This window comes from Rhodococcus sp. IEGM 1354, assembly GCF_030056855.1.
Taxonomy (GTDB): domain Bacteria; phylum Actinomycetota; class Actinomycetes; order Mycobacteriales; family Mycobacteriaceae; genus Rhodococcoides.
This window is the reverse complement of sequence record NZ_JASHKT010000007.1, coordinates 1-15,198: the sequence shown is the minus strand read 5'-3', so window position 1 is coordinate 15,198 and position 15,198 is coordinate 1. Positions and strand designations below refer to the sequence as shown.

The window sequence follows — 15,198 nt, the reverse complement described above, 5'->3', positions numbered from 1 at the left end:
TTGCGCACGTGAGTGAAAATCTCGATCGCGTCGACCGCCTGATCGTCGACGAATTGATCTCGGACGGCCGCGCGACCTTGGCGACGCTGGCAGAGAAGGCGTCTCTGTCCGTGTCGGCTGTGCAGTCGCGCGTTCGACGCCTGGAATCGCGACGAGTCATCCGCGGTTACACGGCGCAGGTCGATCCCGAGGCTCTGGGGCGTCCGCTGTCGGCGTTCGTCGCGATCACTCCGATCGATCCGGCCCGGCCGGACGACGCCCCCGCTCGACTGAAGCACCTGTCCGCCATCGAGTCGTGTCACTCGGTTGCCGGCGAGGAGAGCTACGTGCTGATGGTGCGCGTCGAGTCGCCGCGTGCGCTCGAACATCTGCTCCAGGAAATTCGCGCCACGGCGCATGTGCAGACGCGCAGCACGATCATTCTGCAGACGTTCTACGATCGTTGACCGCTCGCCAGACGCGGTCCGAGGACATGGGCAAGTGGTGCAAGCGCACTCCCACTGCATCACGGATCGCGTTGGCCAGTGCGGGGGCGACGGGGTTGTACGGTGACTCGCTCATCGACTTCGCGCCGAACGGGCCCAATCGGTCGTAGGTGTCCGCGAACAGCACCTGCGTTCGTGGAATGTCGGCGAACTGGGGAACGTGGTAGCTACGAATGGAGTCGGTGGTGATCCGCCCCGAACCGTCGGAACGCATCTCCTCGTACAGTGCGCTGCCGATGGCCTGTGCGACACCGCCTTCGACCTGACCCCGGCACTGCTGCGGGTTCATCACGGTGCCTGCGTCGGCGCTCTGCACCGACTGAAGGATCTCGACCGCACCGGTGGCTTCGTCGACCGCCACCCGAAATGCCTGCACGTTGAACGCCAGTGATCGAGGGAGTCCGCCGCTGTTGCCGCTCGCCGTCAATGTGCCGCCCGCCGATGCCAGTACGTCGGTAAACGGTACGAAGCGGTCTCCGCACCGCACCCCCTCGGGCCCCAACGTGCAGTCCCAAGGGCGGCGCCCGGACGCGGTGGCGGCGACCTCGACGATGCGGGCCGACAACCCGCGCACCGCCGCGTAGAGCGCCTTGCCTGCCACCACGGTTCCCGCCGAGCCGAACGCACCGGTGTCGTAGGTGACCGACTCGGTATCGGACTGCACGACGCGGATACGGTCGACCGACGTGCACAGCTCGCTGGCCGCGATCTGGGTGTGGACGGTGGTGGTCCCGTTTCCGAACTCCGCTGTTCCGACGCGTATCTCGTAGCCGCCCTCGGGCAGCAGCGATGCGGTGGCCTCGGCGCGGTGGCCGCGGGGCGGAATGGTGGCGATCATGGCCACCGCCATTCCCTCACCGATCTTCCAGCCGGACGGTGCAGGCTCGCCGTTGCCTTGCCTGATGGCCCTCTCGGCGAGGTCGATGCACTGATCGAGACCGTAGCTGCCGAACTGCAGGTCGTCGCCTTCGAGGTGCGCGGCGACGATCTCGTCGCCGGGAACGATGACGTTGCGGCGGCGGAACTCGAACGGGTCGATGTCGAGCTCTCGGGCCAGATCGTCGATGGCCGATTCGATCGCGAACATGACCTGCCCCAGTCCGTAGCCGCGGAAGGCGCCGGATGGAATGTTGTTGGTGTACACGGTCTTCGCGTCGACCTTCTTGTTGGCGCACCGGTAGATCGCCACCGATTCGCCGCACCCGTGAAACATCACTCCGGCACTGTGATTGCCGTACGCCCCGGCATCGGTCAGCACGTCGATCGACAGGGCGGTCAACACGCCGTCGGCGCTCGCGGCGGCGGTGACGTCGACGCGAAACGGGTGTCGGCACGGTGCGACCGTGAACTCGTCCGTGCGGGTGAACTCGAACTGCACCGGCTTACCGGTCCGCAGAACGGCCAGGGCGACGACGTCCTCGGTCAGTAGTTCCTGTTTGCCGCCGAACCCGCCACCCACCCGTGCGGTGAACACGCGGACACGATCCCGGGGGAGGCCGAAGATCTCGCAGATTTCGTCGCGCACCAGGTAGGGAACCTGCGTACTGGTGCGCAGATGAAGTCGGCCGTCCGCGTCCAGCCAGCCGATGGTGCCGTGAGTCTCCAAGTGCACGTGCTGAATTCGTTGCGTCGTCCATCGCCCGGTGACCACGGCTGCTGCACCGCGTACCGCGGCGTCGACGTCACCGGTGCTGCCGTGCAGTTCGGCCACCAGGTTTCGGGACGGGTCGGCGATCCGAGCCGATGCGTCCTTGTCGCCGTGGATCTTCGGTGCATCCGGGCCGAGTGCCGACTCGGGGTCGAACACGGCAGGTAGCACCTCGTACTCGACGATCAGGGCGCGGCAGCCCTCCTGTGCGGCGGCGATCGACTCCGCGACCACGATCGCCACACGTTGTCCGATGAACCGGACGACGGTGTCGAGTACCCGGGTGTCGTCGGGGTCGTCTACGCGGCTGTCGTGTCTGGCTGTCGAAAATGCCACCGCAGGGCTGTCTTTCGCGGTGAGCACCAACTGCACTCCCGGCACCTGCTCCGCGGCCGTGGTATCGATGGAGACGATCCGGGCGTGGGCATGCGGACTGCCGAGAACGCCGGCGTGCAGCAGCCCGGGCGGGGAGTGATCGAGCGTGTACGGCTCGGTTCCGGTGACTATCCGTGTGCTTGCCGGGGCCTCGAGCGAACGCCCGCATGCCGAACCGTCGGCAACCTTCTCGGTGTTCACCACCCCACACACGGCATCGGAAATGGCGCGATACCCGGTGCAGCGACACAGGTTTCCCTTCAATCGTGCCGGCAGCTCGTCCCGATCCTCCGCGGTCAGGGTCGACGCGGTCACGACCATCCCGGCTGTACAGAAACCGCATTGGAATCCAGCGGCCTCGACGAACCGGCGCTGCATCGGGTGCAGATCCTCCGGGGTGCCGAGCCCGGCCACGGTGGTGACGGACCTGTCGGCCGCGCGGTAGGCGGGAAATATGCACGAGTGCACCGGTTCTCCGTCGACGAGGACCGTGCATGCGCCGCAGTCACCGGCGTCGCAGCCCTTCTTGACCTCGAAACGGTCGTGTTCGCGGAGCAGGGTGCGCAGACATTGACCCGGTCGCGCGGCGACCTCGGTCGGTACGCCGTTGATGTCGACGATCATGACAGCTCCTCACGAATGGACTGCGCCGCAGCGCAACTGATGTGTCGACGCCAATCCGGCGCACCATGGGGATCGTCGTACCAGTGCTGCGGACCGATCGAGTCGGCGAGCGCGTCGTCGAGCTCCTGAGCCGTCGGCACGGCCGGAAACCGAAGCACGAACGGACGAACGGTCGACGCGGTGACGGTCACCACGAATTCGCCGTCGTGGTCGACGCGGCCGATCACCACCGCCGCCGATCGGCCGAGAGGTGAGAGCGACAGCGTGCGCATCGCCGTTCTCGATTCCAGTGCGTGCCGCGGAACGTCGATGCTGCGCAGCACATCCCCGGGCCGGAGCACTGTGGTCTGCGGGCCGACGACCAGCTGGTCGATCGGCAGACGGTAGTCGTGCTCGGGGCCGTGTGCAGACCACACCTCTGCGACGCCGTCGAGGGCGGCAGTCAACGAGATCATGGCTCCGGCAGGCAGGGCGAGCGCTATGTTTCCTCCGACAGTGGCCGTCTTCCAGATCTTGAACGAGGCCAGCAGGGCGGCTGCACACCGAGGGAACAGGGTGGTTGCGGGGAGGGCGGACTCGAAACGAGCCAGAGTCTCGATCGTGCACGTCGCTGCGATCCTGAGTCCGATCTCGTCGACGATCAACGGCTCCCATGCCAGGGCCGTGATGTCGATCAGGGTGGTCAAGTGGTCCTGTCTCTCCGAGAACAGCCACGTGCCGCCCGCAACTACCGCGGCGTTCGCGCTGCCCGGCGGCAGATCTGCACGCGAGCGGGGAAGCAATACACGATCGACAGTGCCGAGATCCATGGCTTCGTTCACCTCATTCTCGCCGGCCCGGATTCACCGCCCGGTGCGCCTTCTCGAACTGTAGTGACTTTCTGTTACCGATCGCGGTGCTCACGCGATACGCCCGAAACTCGGCGGAAACAACCCGCGCTTATCTTTGCCTCCGGCACGGCCGAACACACGAGGCGGGAGGTTCAGCGATGTTCGTCGGAGACCTGCTCGACGCCGCGCACCTGGGCATCCGATTGCTCACCTCCGATCGCAACGCCCTCGAACGCACCCTGCGGTGGACGTTCACCACCGACCTACCCGACCCGTCCCGATACATCGCGGGCGGCGAGTTGGTGATCACCGGACTCGTATGGCGGCGCACGCCCGACGACAGCGACGTGTTCGTTCGATCGGTGGCCGAATCCGGTGCAACGGCATTGGCCGCGGGGGAGGGGTTGCTCGGACACATTCCGCTCGATCTCGTCGACGCATGCGAGCGACACGGTCTGCCGCTCCTCTCTGTTCCCGACACCGTGTCGTTCGGTGAGGTCACCGAATTTCTCGTCGGCCGGGTCACCGGTGATCGAATTGCATCGCTGAACAATTCGCTCGTGCGCCAACGCCAGCTGCTCACCGCGGTCGCCGACGGCAGAGCCCTCGACGAACTGGCCCTGCACATCTCCAGGGAAACCGGGATGGCATGTCTGATCTTCACGGCGACCGGGCGTCGATTGGTCACCGAGGCATCCGCTTTGTCCGACGCCGATGTCGACACCTTGACGCACGCGGCACTCTCGTCCGAAACGCTTCCTACGACAACCGTTCTCGCTGATGGCTCGACCTACAGTGTCTTCGGCGTCGGGCCATCGCTCACACAGCGCACCACGCGATGGTTCCTGGCTGTGGTCGGAGACATGGATTCGTTCTCGCCCGACGTCTCCGAGGCGTTCGGGCAACTCGCAGCCATCGCCGCGCTCGATCGTGCCCGGCGTGAAGAAGGACGGCTGGTACGGCGCGAGATCGCAGATCAGGCTGTGGCGTTGATCGAACACGACAGCACCGGATTCGAGGCACTGACCAGGCTGCGCCAGGCAGGAGTCGACCCCGACAGGCCGCTCGTCGTCGTCAGAGTTGCCCACAGCGGTCGCGTCGACCTGCGACAGATGCTCCGATCCGTTGTCGGTGACACCCTGACCTCCTTCGGCGGTGGTTGTGTCGGATGCAGTGCGCACGGCGACATCGTCGCAGTCGTCAATACCGACGACACACTGTTCGCGCAGACCATCCGCATTCGGCTGTCCCGGTTGCGCTCTGGGATCGGACCCAGCCGAATACATGTGGGCGTCAGCGCCGTGGCCACCGGGCTGACCATCGACGGCGCACTGAGGTCGGCTCGACACGCTCTCGAACTCAGCAGACAGGGACCCGCGGCGGTGACGGTCACCGCAGGCACCAAGCCGACCTCGGCGGTATCGATGATGTCGGCGCTTCCCGACGACGTACGAAGATCGTTCGTCCAGCATGTCCTCGCGCCGCTGCTCGACCACGACCGACGCACCGACGCCGACCTGACCGACACGCTGCGGGAGTTTCTGGCCAACGGGGGGTCCTGGCATCGCACCGCGGAGTCGATGCACGTCCATCTCAACACCGTCCGATATCGCATCAAACGCGTGGAGGAACTGCTGGGGCGAGATCTTGGCTCCACCGCGGACAGACTGGATGTCTACCTCGCCCTGCAATCCATGCCTCGGGCGTCGGCCCACGGCGCTGCATAATGGGGAAATGACTGCAGGCTTCACCGGAATCCCCTTCACTGCCCTGGACTTCTACGAAGACCTCGAAGCCGACAACAGCAAACTCTGGTGGAACGAACACAAGAACGTCTACGACAGCGCCGTCAAGGCACCGATGACCGCGCTACTGGCCTATCTGGAACCCGAATTCGGGACCGCCAAACTCTTTCGGCCGTACCGGGACGTTCGATTCTCGAAAGACAAGACCCCGTACAAGAGTCACCAGGGCGGGTTCGTCGCACGGGGAGACAGTCTCGGTTACTATGTCCAGATCGATCCCGCCGGATTGTTCGTCGCAGGCGGCTTCTACAACAGCTCCCCGGATTCGATCGCGCGCTTCCGCAAGACCGTCGACGACGACGTACGCGGAGCCGAACTCGAGACGCTACTGGCCACTCTGACGAAATCCGGGTTCGAGATCGGCGGCGACACGCTCAAGACCAAGCCGCGGGGCTACGAGGCCGACCATCCGCGCATCGATCTGCTGCGGCACAAGACGTTGACTGCCGGCAGACATTTCGGCTCACCCGCGTGGCTCGAAAGCCCCAAGGCAGCAACGAAGGTGCGCGACGCCTGGCGTGCTCTGAGCCCGCTGGTGGAATGGTCTGCGGCACTGCACACGTGAGCGCGATGCGTTACCCGACGACGGAGTATGTGCGCCAAGCACTTCCGGCGTCCGGCGCGTCCTCTCGTTCGACCGTTGCCTGAATCAGACCGTAGGGCCGATCGTCGGCGTTGAACACCTCCAGGTTGTTCTCGATACCGAACTTGCCCAGGTCGTAGACGAAGTGGTGCTTGTTGGGGGCCGACATCGAGATCTCGGCAATGAACGGATACTTCTCCAGTACCGCCTCGCCCATGGCGTACAGGGTCTGCTGAAGGGCGAGCGACTGCAGGTTGGCAAATCGCTCGATCATCGCGGCCTTGACGCCCGCGTACACCGCATCCCACTCGACATCGGTTGTGGTGTAGCGCCACTGCGCTGTCAGCGACGTCGCCATCACTCGGTCGGTCGTGGGCTCGAGAATCGTCAGGTCGTCCTCGAGGAAGCCGTGGAACTCCGAACCCGTCGACTTGAGAATCACCATCTCCTTGAAACCGCTGACGACCCAGGTTCGCTGCTCCTCGCCCTCGCCCTTGCCCTCGACCGTGACGGCCGAGGTACGAATTTCCTCGCCCTTGCGGGTCCACGTGTGGTCGTGCTCGACGCCGTCGACGACCGCACGTGCCCAGGCGTACTCCTCGAGTTCGATACGGGCACCGTCGACGGGCTCGACGTCGTCGACGTAGTGACGGGCGAGGTCTAGCCCGTAGCTCTCCAGGTGGAGCAGACCCTTGGTCTTGGCATACGCGTACGCGGTCTGCTTCTGGGTGTCGGTGGGCAGAACGGCGGACTGATCGCCGGCCAGGTGTGCGGCAGAGAAATCGCCACGCAGCGCGCTCGATACGTTGATGTCGTGAATCTCGTGCCGCGGAGAATCTCGATAGATCCGCACCACCCGGTTCTCGGCTTTGCCGTACTGATTGGCTCCCAGAACGATCTTTCCGGTCAGGTCGGTCATGTCAGCTCCCGCGATAGGTCGAATATGCGAAGGGGGACAACAACAACGGCACGTGATAGTGAGCGTCGGGGTCGGTGACGGTGAAGGAGACGGACACCTCGGGGTAGAAGCTCGGTGTCGATGTCGCCTCGAAATACGATTCGGTGTCGAACGAGAGCCGGTAGACGCCCGGTTCGACAGGTCCGGGGATCACCTCACCGATGCGGCCGTCTCCGTCGGTGGTGGCCGTCGATATCTCGCCCTGTGCGGAATGGAACAGCCGCACGCGCATGCCGACCGCAGGTGTGCCCGCCGTGGCGTCGAGCACGTGCGTGGACAGCCCGGTCACTGCGTCGGTCCCAACACGCGGCCGAGACGAATCCGGTTGATCTTGGCCAGTTCCACGCGGAGCACCCGTCTTTCGGTTTCGGCATCGTTGTCGAGCCTCTCCTCGAGGATAGCGAGCAACTCCTCGGCCGACCTGCCGGTCGCGCACACCAGATACACGTGCCCGAACTTGTCCTCGTACGCGCGGTTTCCCGCCGCCAACTTCTCGCGTACTTCGGTGCCCGCAGTGGTCACTGCGGCCTGCTCGCGCTTCGACGACGGGTTGTCCGCTGTACCGCCTATCCGGGGATGGCCGTCGAGTGCATGATCGATCTCGGCCTCGGGCAATTCGGCAAGTACCCGATCTGCTCTGTCCAGCAATGAGTCTCGGCTGGCGAACGGTCTACCCTGGGCAACTCGACGGGCCCAGATCGAGGACGCGCAGCACTCGAACAGCGCATGCATCGCCTGTCGATCGGAGAGCTTGTTGAACCCGTCGAGTCCTATCCATTCGTGCAGCACATCTCGCTCGCTATCTGAAGTCGTTGATCCGGCCGAATCGCGCGGCCGCGATGGGGTTGGCGTCCGCAACCAGATCGTCGAACCGATAGTTCGCGATCTTGGCGATTTCGATCATCGCGAAAGATCGCTCCGCCGACGGCGCATTCTCCACCCGCGACCATCCGTTGGCCAGAACTCGATCGTAGCGCTCGGTCTCTCGGGCGCAGATCACCAACGGGAACCCGAAGTGTCGCCGATACTCGGCGGCGAGCTGAACGATATTCTCGTGTTCGTCCTCCTCGAGGTTGGACAATCCGACGTGGTCGGCAGCGTTGAGTGTGCCCGTCGCATCCTCGCTACCGAGGTCGGGGTAGCTGTTGATCAGCTCGATCTGTTCCTCGGTGGTACCGGCCAACAGTGCTTCCTGGAATGCTTCACGCAGACCGTGGGCGTCGGCGAACGGGCGCTGCTGATATGCGCGCTCGACGACCCACGGGGTGCCCTGCACCAGACCACCGAACGTGGCGGCGAATTCCTCGGCCGACATCTCGTTGACCCGGTCGAGGGTGATACCTGCACCCGGACCACCGGCTACGGCTTGACCACGATTTCCGATGTGGAAGAACAGAACGTTGAGGACGATCGCCGAGACGGCGCCCAGGACGATTCCGCTGCCGAACAGCATTTCGAGCCAGTCCGGCACGCCCTGCGAGACGGTGGGTTGAATGGTGACGAGCATCGCCAGCCCGAGACTGGTGGCGACGATGATCAAGTTGCGATGGTCGGTGAAGTCCACCTTCGACAGAGTCTGAATTCCGACGACGGCGACCGTCGCGAACAGTGCGAGTGCGGCACCGCCCAGTACCGGTGGCGGGATGGAGGCGACGACGGCGGCCGTCTTCGGCAGCAGACCGAGCAGAATCATGATTCCGCCTGCGCTGGCTACCACCCACCGACTGCGCACGCCGGTCAGTCGGACCAGGCCGACGTTCTCCGAGAATGCCGTGTATGGGAACGAGTTGAACGTGCCGCCGATGACGGTGGCGACTCCATCGGCCCGCAGCGTGGCAGCGATGTCGTCCTTCTTGATGCGCTTGCCGACGATCTCACCCGTCGCATACACACTTCCGGTGGTTTCGACCGCGATGATGAGCATGACGACGATCATCGAAATGATCGCGACGACACTGAATTTGGGCGCACCGAACAAGAAGGGTTGGGTGAATCCGACCCACGATGCCTCCGCGGTGCCGTCGAAGTTCATGTCCCCCAACACGAAAGCGACGGCACTGCCGATGACCAGACCGAGCAAGACAGCGATGGTGGCCATGAAGCCCTTGAAGAACCGTTGGATCAGAACGATGATCAGCAACGTGCCTATCGCGTACGCCATCCATCGACCGTTGGTCGGATCCTGTTCGTGTGTCGCAGGATTGGTCACCGCATCGTTGACCGCTACAGGCAGCAACGCGACACCGATGATCGTGATGACGGTTCCGGTCACCACCGGTGGGAAGAAGCGCAGCAGCCTACTGAAGTACGGTGCCATGAAGAACGTGACGAGACCGGCGACGATGACGGCACCGTAGACGTACAGCAACCCCTCGGTGCCGCCGCCGTTGGCCATTGCGATCGCGATCACCGGCGACACACCGGCAAACGTGACGCCCTGGAGAAGTGGGAGTCTGACACCGATCTTCCAGAACCCGACCGACTGAATGATCGACGCGATACCACAGGTGAACAGGTCTGCGTTGATGAGATGGATCAGCTGTTCGTTGGTCAGTCCGATTGCACTGCCGATGATGATCGGTACGAGAACGGCACCGGCGTAGAACGCGACCACGTGTTGAAATCCGTACGCGGCCAATTTGGGAACAGGAAGCACTTCGTCGACGGGATGGACGCGCTTGCGTGTGATGGGCTTGACGGACATCGGTGGGCACCTCGCGGACGCAACAGGGTGGATTCCTGCGACGCTGCAGGAGAAGTGCACCAAGAATCGGTCATTGCGACCGCTGCCGCCAGTCGAGCGAGCACAAAGTTTCCGCCGCGCTCGAGGCGCGTGTTGTGCGATCATCCAAGACTCGAATCATCGACGACGGGAGTGACCGTGGCGGACTTCGCCGTGGGAGTGGTGCTGGCCGCCGGTGCGGGCAGTCGTTACGGATCGCCCAAAGTGCTCGCTCACGACGGGTTGTGGCTTCGCACGGCTGTGCAGGCACTGACCGATGGTGGTTGTGACCAGGTGATCGTTGTGCTGGGCGCGGCCGACGTCACTGTGCCGGATGGCGCGACTGCAGTACACGCTCCCCACTGGGAGCAGGGAATGAGCGCATCCTTCACCGCCGGCTTGGCGGCCGCATCGGATGCGGACTACGTGGTGGTTCACGTGGTCGATACACCCGACGTCGGACCGGAGGTCGTCCGCGCCGTTCTCGACGCCGCACCGCGGACGGGTCTGGCCAGGGCAGTGTTCGACGGCCGTCCGGGTCACCCGGTCGTTCTGGCGCGTCGTCACCTCGAGGCGGCCGCGGCATCGGCGTCGGGAGACTCGGGGGCGCGCGAATTCCTGCGGGGCAGGGATGACGTGATCGCCGTCGAATGTTCGCAGTGGGCAACGGGAATCGACCACGACTACCGGTAGCTACTGAATGTCGGCAATGATCGTGTCGGTCACGTTGTCGAACTGGTGACCACCGCTGGGATAGGCGATCACGGTCGCGGACGGTAGGGCGGCCGAGTTCATCGCCAGATGCGACACGGGGACGACCTCGTCGTCTCGGCAGTGCAGCAATGTCAGGTCGGTCCGCGGTTCGCCGGTGAGCGTGTACTGCGCCACGTCCCAGCCCTGCGGACTCCAGTCCGGCATGGCCAGCAGCGTGGCTCGCTCCGGATGGGCGCGCATCGTTTCGGCCAGGACCCGAACCACGATCGTGGCTCCGAAAGAATGCGCGACAACGCGGTCCGCAGGTCCTGCGTCGTCGAGCAGCTTCCGAACCGGCACAGCCCAGGCCTCGTAACCCATATCGCTGTCGGACAGTTCCGGCATGACGAGGTCGAGTCGCAGCGCGTCAGCCAACCCCTGCGCCAGCTCGGTGTCGTCGACGAAGCCGCCGGCACCATGAACGAACAGAAGTCGGCCGACCATGCTGAGATCCTCTCCTCGACAACGCTGTCGTAGAAGGAGACCGAATCGCGGCCGTGAATTCACCGGTCGACACACCATCCTGTCGTGCGCGTTTTGCGTACCCCTGGGTACGCAAAACGCGCACAAAGGGTTGACGCACCACAGTGCCTCGTGGAACCGTCCGGCGCAGCGTCGCGTGTCGATAACGGACTGCGTCAGGCATGGAGGCGCCGTACTGCCCAGGAGGCAGCGCATGTCCGTTTCGTTCGATCACACCATCATTGCTGCGAAGAACAGTTCCGATTCTGCTGCGTTCTTCCGCGAACTGTTCGACCTGCCGGAGGCACCCTCGTGGGGCCCGTTCGTCAACGTACAACTCACCGACGGGACGTTGATTCAGTTCGCAGAACCACCGGTGGATGATATTCAATTCCAGCACTACGCATTCAGAGTCACCGGCGACCTCTTCGACGCCGCCTACACACGACTCGTCGGTATGGGCGTCGAACACTGGGCCGATCCACGGATGACTCGGCCCGGGGTAATCAACACCGATCATGGCGGTCGAGGGGTGTACTTTCGCGACCCCACCGGCCACTTCTTCGAGATGCTGACGCGCTCGTACCTGGCCGAAACGGACGAGTCTGTACCGTAACGGTTGTGGCCGAACAGCAGTATGTTTCGATGACGAGGACCGCCTACGATACCGTTGCCGAGAGCTACGCCGACCTGGTTCGCGACGAACTCGACGGGCGGCATCTCGAGCACGGACTGTTGGCGACATTCGCGGACCGAGTGTCGACCGGCGGCGTTCTCGAAGTGGGATGCGGAACCGGCCGGATCGCCGACCAGTTGCACCGCCTCGGTCTCGATGTAGCGGGAATAGACCTGTCGCCCAACATGATCGAGGTCGCGCAGCGCGAACACCCGCACCTGCCATTCGGCGTCGGATCGATGGAGGCATTGGACGCGGGGGACAGCTCCCTGGCGGGGATCGTTGCCTGGTACTCGATCATCCACACACCTCCGCACCAATTGTCGACGATATTCGCCGAATTGCATCGGGTGCTGGTGCCGGAAGGTCTGCTGCTGTTGGCATTTCAAGCAGGCAACGAGCGAGTCCGACTCGAGCAGGCGTACGGACACTCGGTCTCGTACGACGCATACCGACTCGACCCGGACGCGGTCGCGGGCATGCTCGTCGAGGCGGACTTCGAGGTGGACGTCCGCGTGCATCGCGCTCCGATGGGATACGAGTCGACATCGCAGGCATTTCTGTTGGCCCGCAAGCGAACATCATGACGTCTCGAGACCGGTAGGATTTGCCCGATGTGCGCACCCCGTCCACGCGTTCTGTTCGTCACCGACTTGGCGTATCTGTCGAAGGGCCGACGTTACTGCGACGAAGACATCTTCCTGTCTTCGCAGCTTCGTGAGTGGGTCGACATCGCGCTGTGTCACCCGCTCGATGCGCTGGCACTGATGGATGGTTTCGATGCTGTCGTCGTCCGAAACTCCGGACCTGTGTTGGGGTACCAGGAAGCGTTCGACGCGTTTGCTCGCCACGCGCGCGAGAACGGCACGAAGGTTTTCACCCAGCTGACCGGCAAAGGCGACCAGAGAGGCAAGCAGTACCTGGTCGATCTTTTCGCAGATGGCTTTCCGGTCATACCTACCGTCGACGATCCGCGGGGCGTCTCGCGCTTACCCGAGGTAAATTCCTATGTGGTGAAACCGAAATGGGGTGCCGACTCGATCGGCATGCGTCAGATCGGACGCGCCGAACTGTCGGAAGTCAAGCCGGGCACATTGATTCAGCCTCGAATCGATTTTGTGTACGAAGTGTCGTTCTACTTCATCGGCCGCGCAGTGCAATACGCCCTGTACGCTCCGGACCCCGGCCGACGTTGGGAGTTGGAGCCGTACTCGAGTACTGCTCAGGACGAAGAGTTCGCGCAACGTTTCGTCGACTGGAACGACATCCACCACGGAATCACGCGGGTGGACGCATGCCGCACCGTCGACGGAGCACTGCTGTTGGTCGAGCTCGAAGACCTGAACCCGTACCTCTCACTCGACCGGCTGCCCGAAGCGGCGCGTCGAGAGTTCGTGAACCACATGGCGGAGGCGATCGTAGCGCTCTGTGCCCAACCGTAGCGGGCGGAAACAGTCGTGATTCTCGGACCGAACGACGCGGTATCGCGTCGCCCCTCGCGAATTGCGGTGGCAGGAACATCGGGTTCCGGTAAGACCACGCTGTCGGCTCGTATCGGATCGGTTCTGGGAATCGAACACATCGAGATCGACGCACTGTTTCACGGTGAGAACTGGACGCCCCGTGCCACTTTCGAGCAGGACGTGGACGAGTTCATCACCCGCCCAGCCTGGGTCACCGAGTGGCAGTACAGCGTTGTGCGGGATCGACTCGCCGATCGGGCCGACCTCTGCCTGTGGCTCGATCTGCCTCGTCGAACGGTGATGCGGCAGATCGTCTTCCGCACGCTCCGTCGTCGGGTCGGTCGAACAGTGCTGTGGAACGGCAACATCGAGCCACCGCTGCATCGCATATTTCTCGATCGCGAGCACGTCGTCCGGTGGGCCTGGAACACACATAGTCTGACTGCCGAGCGAGTACGGCGACTGAACGTGCGCCGACCGGACCTGACGATCGTGCGATTCCGATCGCACGCAGAAGCGGCCAGGTGGCTGGCCGATCGACTGTTTCCGGCGGCGAGAATCTGAACTGCGTCTGTCAGCAGTTGAGTCGGTCGGCAAGGGACTCGATCGAGTCGACGCTGTAGGTCCACGTCGCTTCGGGAGCAAGGTCGAACGTCTGTGTCGGCCCGTGTTCCAGCGGGCGGGCGACGAATGCGGTGGCGAAGCCGCACTCGGCTGCGGCGGCGAGGTCGCTGTTGTGGGCGGCAACCATCATGCACTCGTCGGGACGGAGCCCGAGGATGTCCGCGGTACGCAGGTAGGCGTCGGGCATGGGCTTGTACGCCTGCACCGGTTCTGCGCCGAGGATGGCGTCCCAGGGAAGGCCGGCATTCTTGGCCATATCCAGCAGCAGAGAGATGTTGCCGTTCGAGAGCGGTGCTACGACGAACTCGGCGCGCAGCCGCGTGAGCCCGGGAATGGAATCGGGCCACGGCTCCAGTCGATGCCACGCGAAATTGAGTGCGGTCGTGGCGTCCGCATCCAGGTCGATCTCGAACTCGAAGAGCACCGTTCGCAGGGACTCCAGGTGCAGTACGTCCAACCGAGTGAATGGTCGCCCACCGGACCGCACCTGTTCCATGGCCGGTTGATAGAGGCTCCGCCACCGATCGGCAAACCGATAGCTGTCGACTCCCGGACCGCAGATCTCGGAGACCTCGCGGGCAATGCTCGTGCGCCAATCGACGACGGTGCCGAAGACGTCGAAGAGCAGCGCTTTCAACGCTTCTTCTTCTTTTTCTTCTTGTCCGCCGGATGTCCTACCGCAGACAGGATGGCTCCGGCCAACGGAATGAGAAGGAAGAAAAGCCACTTCTGGTCGAAATCGGTGAGAAAGAACAGAGCAAGAGATCCGAAGATGACGATCGGCATCACCACTGCAGCCCAATCGATTCCGCGGTCCTTCACGGCCGGTGCGTCGGTGCCGGATCGAGCGACCGACGCAGTGCCGGACGCGGCAGGGAGGTCGACGAATACCGATTCGAGCTGTCCACGCGTCGTCGCGGAAGCGATTGTGGCACTGCGCTCGTCGAACTCGGGAACCGTCAGGCGGCCCTCGCTGAAGTGCTGGCCCAGCACATCGAGGGCCTTCTCCCGATCAGCGGTACCGATACGTATTTCCGGAAGCTCGGACATTGCTACAGGGTAGCGCTATCCGCGCCGCCGTTCGATGCCGAACGTCGCCCGGGGGTCGATCCGTTCGGCATCGAACGTCGGTGTCACTTGATTTCTGTGAGGACGGTGCCTTGGGTGATGGCGTCGCCTGCGGTGACGCT

The 15,198-nt window shown here is 63.8% G+C and carries 17 protein-coding genes; 8 read left to right on the top strand and 9 right to left on the bottom strand.

Annotation, left to right across the window (positions count from 1 at the left end; all coding sequences use genetic code 11):
* The first annotated feature begins 8 nt into the window (after positions 1-8).
* Positions 9-446: an Lrp/AsnC family transcriptional regulator gene (locus tag QM588_RS16465; RefSeq protein WP_283314889.1), complete on the top strand. Its 438-nt coding sequence runs from the start codon at positions 9-11 to the stop codon at positions 444-446.
* Here QM588_RS16465 and QM588_RS16460 read toward each other — a convergent pair.
* Both QM588_RS16460 and QM588_RS16455 read right to left on the bottom strand, forming a co-directional pair.
* Positions 418-3,132 carry a molybdopterin-dependent oxidoreductase gene (locus QM588_RS16460; RefSeq protein WP_283314886.1) on the bottom strand — a complete coding sequence of 905 codons (2,715 nt, stop codon included), beginning with the start codon at positions 3,130-3,132 and terminating at the stop codon, positions 418-420. The genes QM588_RS16465 and QM588_RS16460 overlap by 29 nt on opposite strands.
* The gene (locus QM588_RS16455; protein WP_283314885.1) at positions 3,129-3,941 is read right to left on the bottom strand and encodes an FAD binding domain-containing protein; all 813 of its coding nucleotides are present in this window, start codon (positions 3,939-3,941) and stop codon (positions 3,129-3,131) included. The genes QM588_RS16460 and QM588_RS16455 overlap by 4 nt, the downstream gene beginning before the upstream one ends.
* A 179-nt stretch (positions 3,942-4,120) precedes the next feature.
* On the opposite strand from QM588_RS16455, the gene QM588_RS16450 reads away from it, so the two are divergent.
* Together QM588_RS16450 and QM588_RS16445 are read left to right on the top strand one after the other, a co-directional pair.
* Positions 4,121-5,689, top strand: a complete 1,569-nt coding sequence (locus QM588_RS16450) for a PucR family transcriptional regulator (protein WP_283314884.1) — start codon at positions 4,121-4,123, stop codon at positions 5,687-5,689.
* Between the two features lie 7 nt (positions 5,690-5,696).
* Complete coding sequence (locus QM588_RS16445) at positions 5,697-6,332, top strand: DUF2461 domain-containing protein (protein ID WP_283314882.1); 636 nt, start codon at positions 5,697-5,699, stop codon at positions 6,330-6,332.
* 10 nt (positions 6,333-6,342) lie between these two features.
* Here QM588_RS16445 and pucL read toward each other — a convergent pair whose 3' ends face one another.
* The 4 genes from pucL to uraD (QM588_RS16425) are packed head-to-tail and all read right to left on the bottom strand — an operon-like array spanning position 6,343 to position 10,012.
* Positions 6,343-7,269, bottom strand: a complete 927-nt coding sequence (pucL, locus tag QM588_RS16440; protein ID WP_283314880.1) for a factor-independent urate hydroxylase — start codon at positions 7,267-7,269, stop codon at positions 6,343-6,345.
* Position 7,270: 1 nt separating this feature from the next.
* Positions 7,271-7,597 (bottom strand): hydroxyisourate hydrolase, encoded by a 327-nt coding sequence (uraH, locus tag QM588_RS16435; RefSeq protein ID WP_283314876.1) that lies wholly within the window; start codon positions 7,595-7,597, stop codon positions 7,271-7,273.
* A complete protein-coding gene (uraD, locus tag QM588_RS16430; RefSeq protein ID WP_027496461.1) occupies positions 7,594-8,097 on the bottom strand; it encodes a 2-oxo-4-hydroxy-4-carboxy-5-ureidoimidazoline decarboxylase in 504 nt (167 codons plus the stop codon). The genes uraH and uraD (QM588_RS16430) overlap by 4 nt, the downstream gene beginning before the upstream one ends.
* A gap of 10 nt (positions 8,098-8,107) precedes the next feature.
* Positions 8,108-10,012: a 2-oxo-4-hydroxy-4-carboxy-5-ureidoimidazoline decarboxylase gene (gene uraD / locus QM588_RS16425; RefSeq protein ID WP_283314873.1), complete on the bottom strand. Its 1,905-nt coding sequence runs from the start codon at positions 10,010-10,012 to the stop codon at positions 8,108-8,110.
* A gap of 177 nt (positions 10,013-10,189) precedes the next feature.
* Between uraD (QM588_RS16425) and QM588_RS16420 the strand changes: the two genes are divergently transcribed.
* Complete coding sequence (locus QM588_RS16420) at positions 10,190-10,723, top strand: nucleotidyltransferase family protein (protein WP_283314871.1); 534 nt, start codon at positions 10,190-10,192, stop codon at positions 10,721-10,723.
* Here QM588_RS16420 and QM588_RS16415 read toward each other — a convergent pair whose 3' ends face one another.
* Positions 10,724-11,227 (bottom strand): alpha/beta fold hydrolase, encoded by a 504-nt coding sequence (locus tag QM588_RS16415; protein ID WP_283314868.1) that lies wholly within the window; start codon positions 11,225-11,227, stop codon positions 10,724-10,726.
* Positions 11,228-11,459: 232 nt separating this feature from the next.
* Between QM588_RS16415 and QM588_RS16410 the strand changes: the two genes are divergently transcribed.
* The 4 genes from QM588_RS16410 to QM588_RS16395 are packed head-to-tail and all read left to right on the top strand — an operon-like array spanning position 11,460 to position 13,948.
* Positions 11,460-11,861, top strand: coding sequence for a VOC family protein (locus QM588_RS16410; protein WP_283314867.1), 402 nt, complete (start codon positions 11,460-11,462; stop codon positions 11,859-11,861).
* Positions 11,862-11,890: 29 nt separating this feature from the next.
* Entirely contained in the window at positions 11,891-12,508 is a 618-nt protein-coding gene (locus QM588_RS16405) for a class I SAM-dependent DNA methyltransferase (protein WP_283314864.1), read from the top strand.
* Between the two features lie 27 nt (positions 12,509-12,535).
* Positions 12,536-13,363, top strand: a complete 828-nt coding sequence (locus tag QM588_RS16400) for a hypothetical protein (RefSeq protein ID WP_283314862.1) — start codon at positions 12,536-12,538, stop codon at positions 13,361-13,363.
* 18 nt (positions 13,364-13,381) lie between these two features.
* On the top strand, positions 13,382-13,948 hold the full coding sequence (locus QM588_RS16395) for an AAA family ATPase (protein WP_283315278.1): 567 nt from the start codon (positions 13,382-13,384) through the stop codon (positions 13,946-13,948).
* Positions 13,949-13,958: 10 nt separating this feature from the next.
* On the opposite strand, the gene QM588_RS16390 is transcribed toward QM588_RS16395, so the two are convergent.
* A complete protein-coding gene (locus QM588_RS16390; RefSeq protein WP_283314859.1) occupies positions 13,959-14,645 on the bottom strand; it encodes a haloacid dehalogenase type II in 687 nt (228 codons plus the stop codon).
* Positions 14,642-15,058 (bottom strand): DUF1707 SHOCT-like domain-containing protein, encoded by a 417-nt coding sequence (locus QM588_RS16385; protein WP_027496469.1) that lies wholly within the window; start codon positions 15,056-15,058, stop codon positions 14,642-14,644. The genes QM588_RS16390 and QM588_RS16385 overlap by 4 nt, the downstream gene beginning before the upstream one ends.
* Positions 15,059-15,198: the final 140 nt, after the last annotated feature.

Excerpts from the sequence above, each read along its gene's own strand:
- QM588_RS16460 (WP_283314886.1), bottom strand. The coding sequence starts at position 3,132 with ATGATCGTCGACATCAACGGCGTACCGACCGAGGTCGCCGCGCGACCG.
- QM588_RS16455 (WP_283314885.1), bottom strand. The coding sequence starts at position 3,941 with ATGGATCTCGGCACTGTCGATCGTGTATTGCTTCCCCGCTCGCGTGCA.
- QM588_RS16450 (WP_283314884.1), top strand. The coding sequence starts at position 4,121 with ATGTTCGTCGGAGACCTGCTCGACGCCGCGCACCTGGGCATCCGATTG.
- QM588_RS16445 (WP_283314882.1), top strand. The coding sequence starts at position 5,697 with ATGACTGCAGGCTTCACCGGAATCCCCTTCACTGCCCTGGACTTCTAC.
- pucL (WP_283314880.1), bottom strand. The coding sequence starts at position 7,269 with ATGACCGACCTGACCGGAAAGATCGTTCTGGGAGCCAATCAGTACGGC.
- uraD (WP_283314873.1), bottom strand. The coding sequence starts at position 10,012 with ATGTCCGTCAAGCCCATCACACGCAAGCGCGTCCATCCCGTCGACGAA.
- QM588_RS16415 (WP_283314868.1), bottom strand. The coding sequence starts at position 11,227 with ATGGTCGGCCGACTTCTGTTCGTTCATGGTGCCGGCGGCTTCGTCGAC.
- QM588_RS16410 (WP_283314867.1), top strand. The coding sequence starts at position 11,460 with ATGTCCGTTTCGTTCGATCACACCATCATTGCTGCGAAGAACAGTTCC.
- QM588_RS16405 (WP_283314864.1), top strand. The coding sequence starts at position 11,891 with ATGACGAGGACCGCCTACGATACCGTTGCCGAGAGCTACGCCGACCTG.
- QM588_RS16400 (WP_283314862.1), top strand. The coding sequence starts at position 12,536 with ATGTGCGCACCCCGTCCACGCGTTCTGTTCGTCACCGACTTGGCGTAT.
- QM588_RS16385 (WP_027496469.1), bottom strand. The coding sequence starts at position 15,058 with ATGTCCGAGCTTCCGGAAATACGTATCGGTACCGCTGATCGGGAGAAG.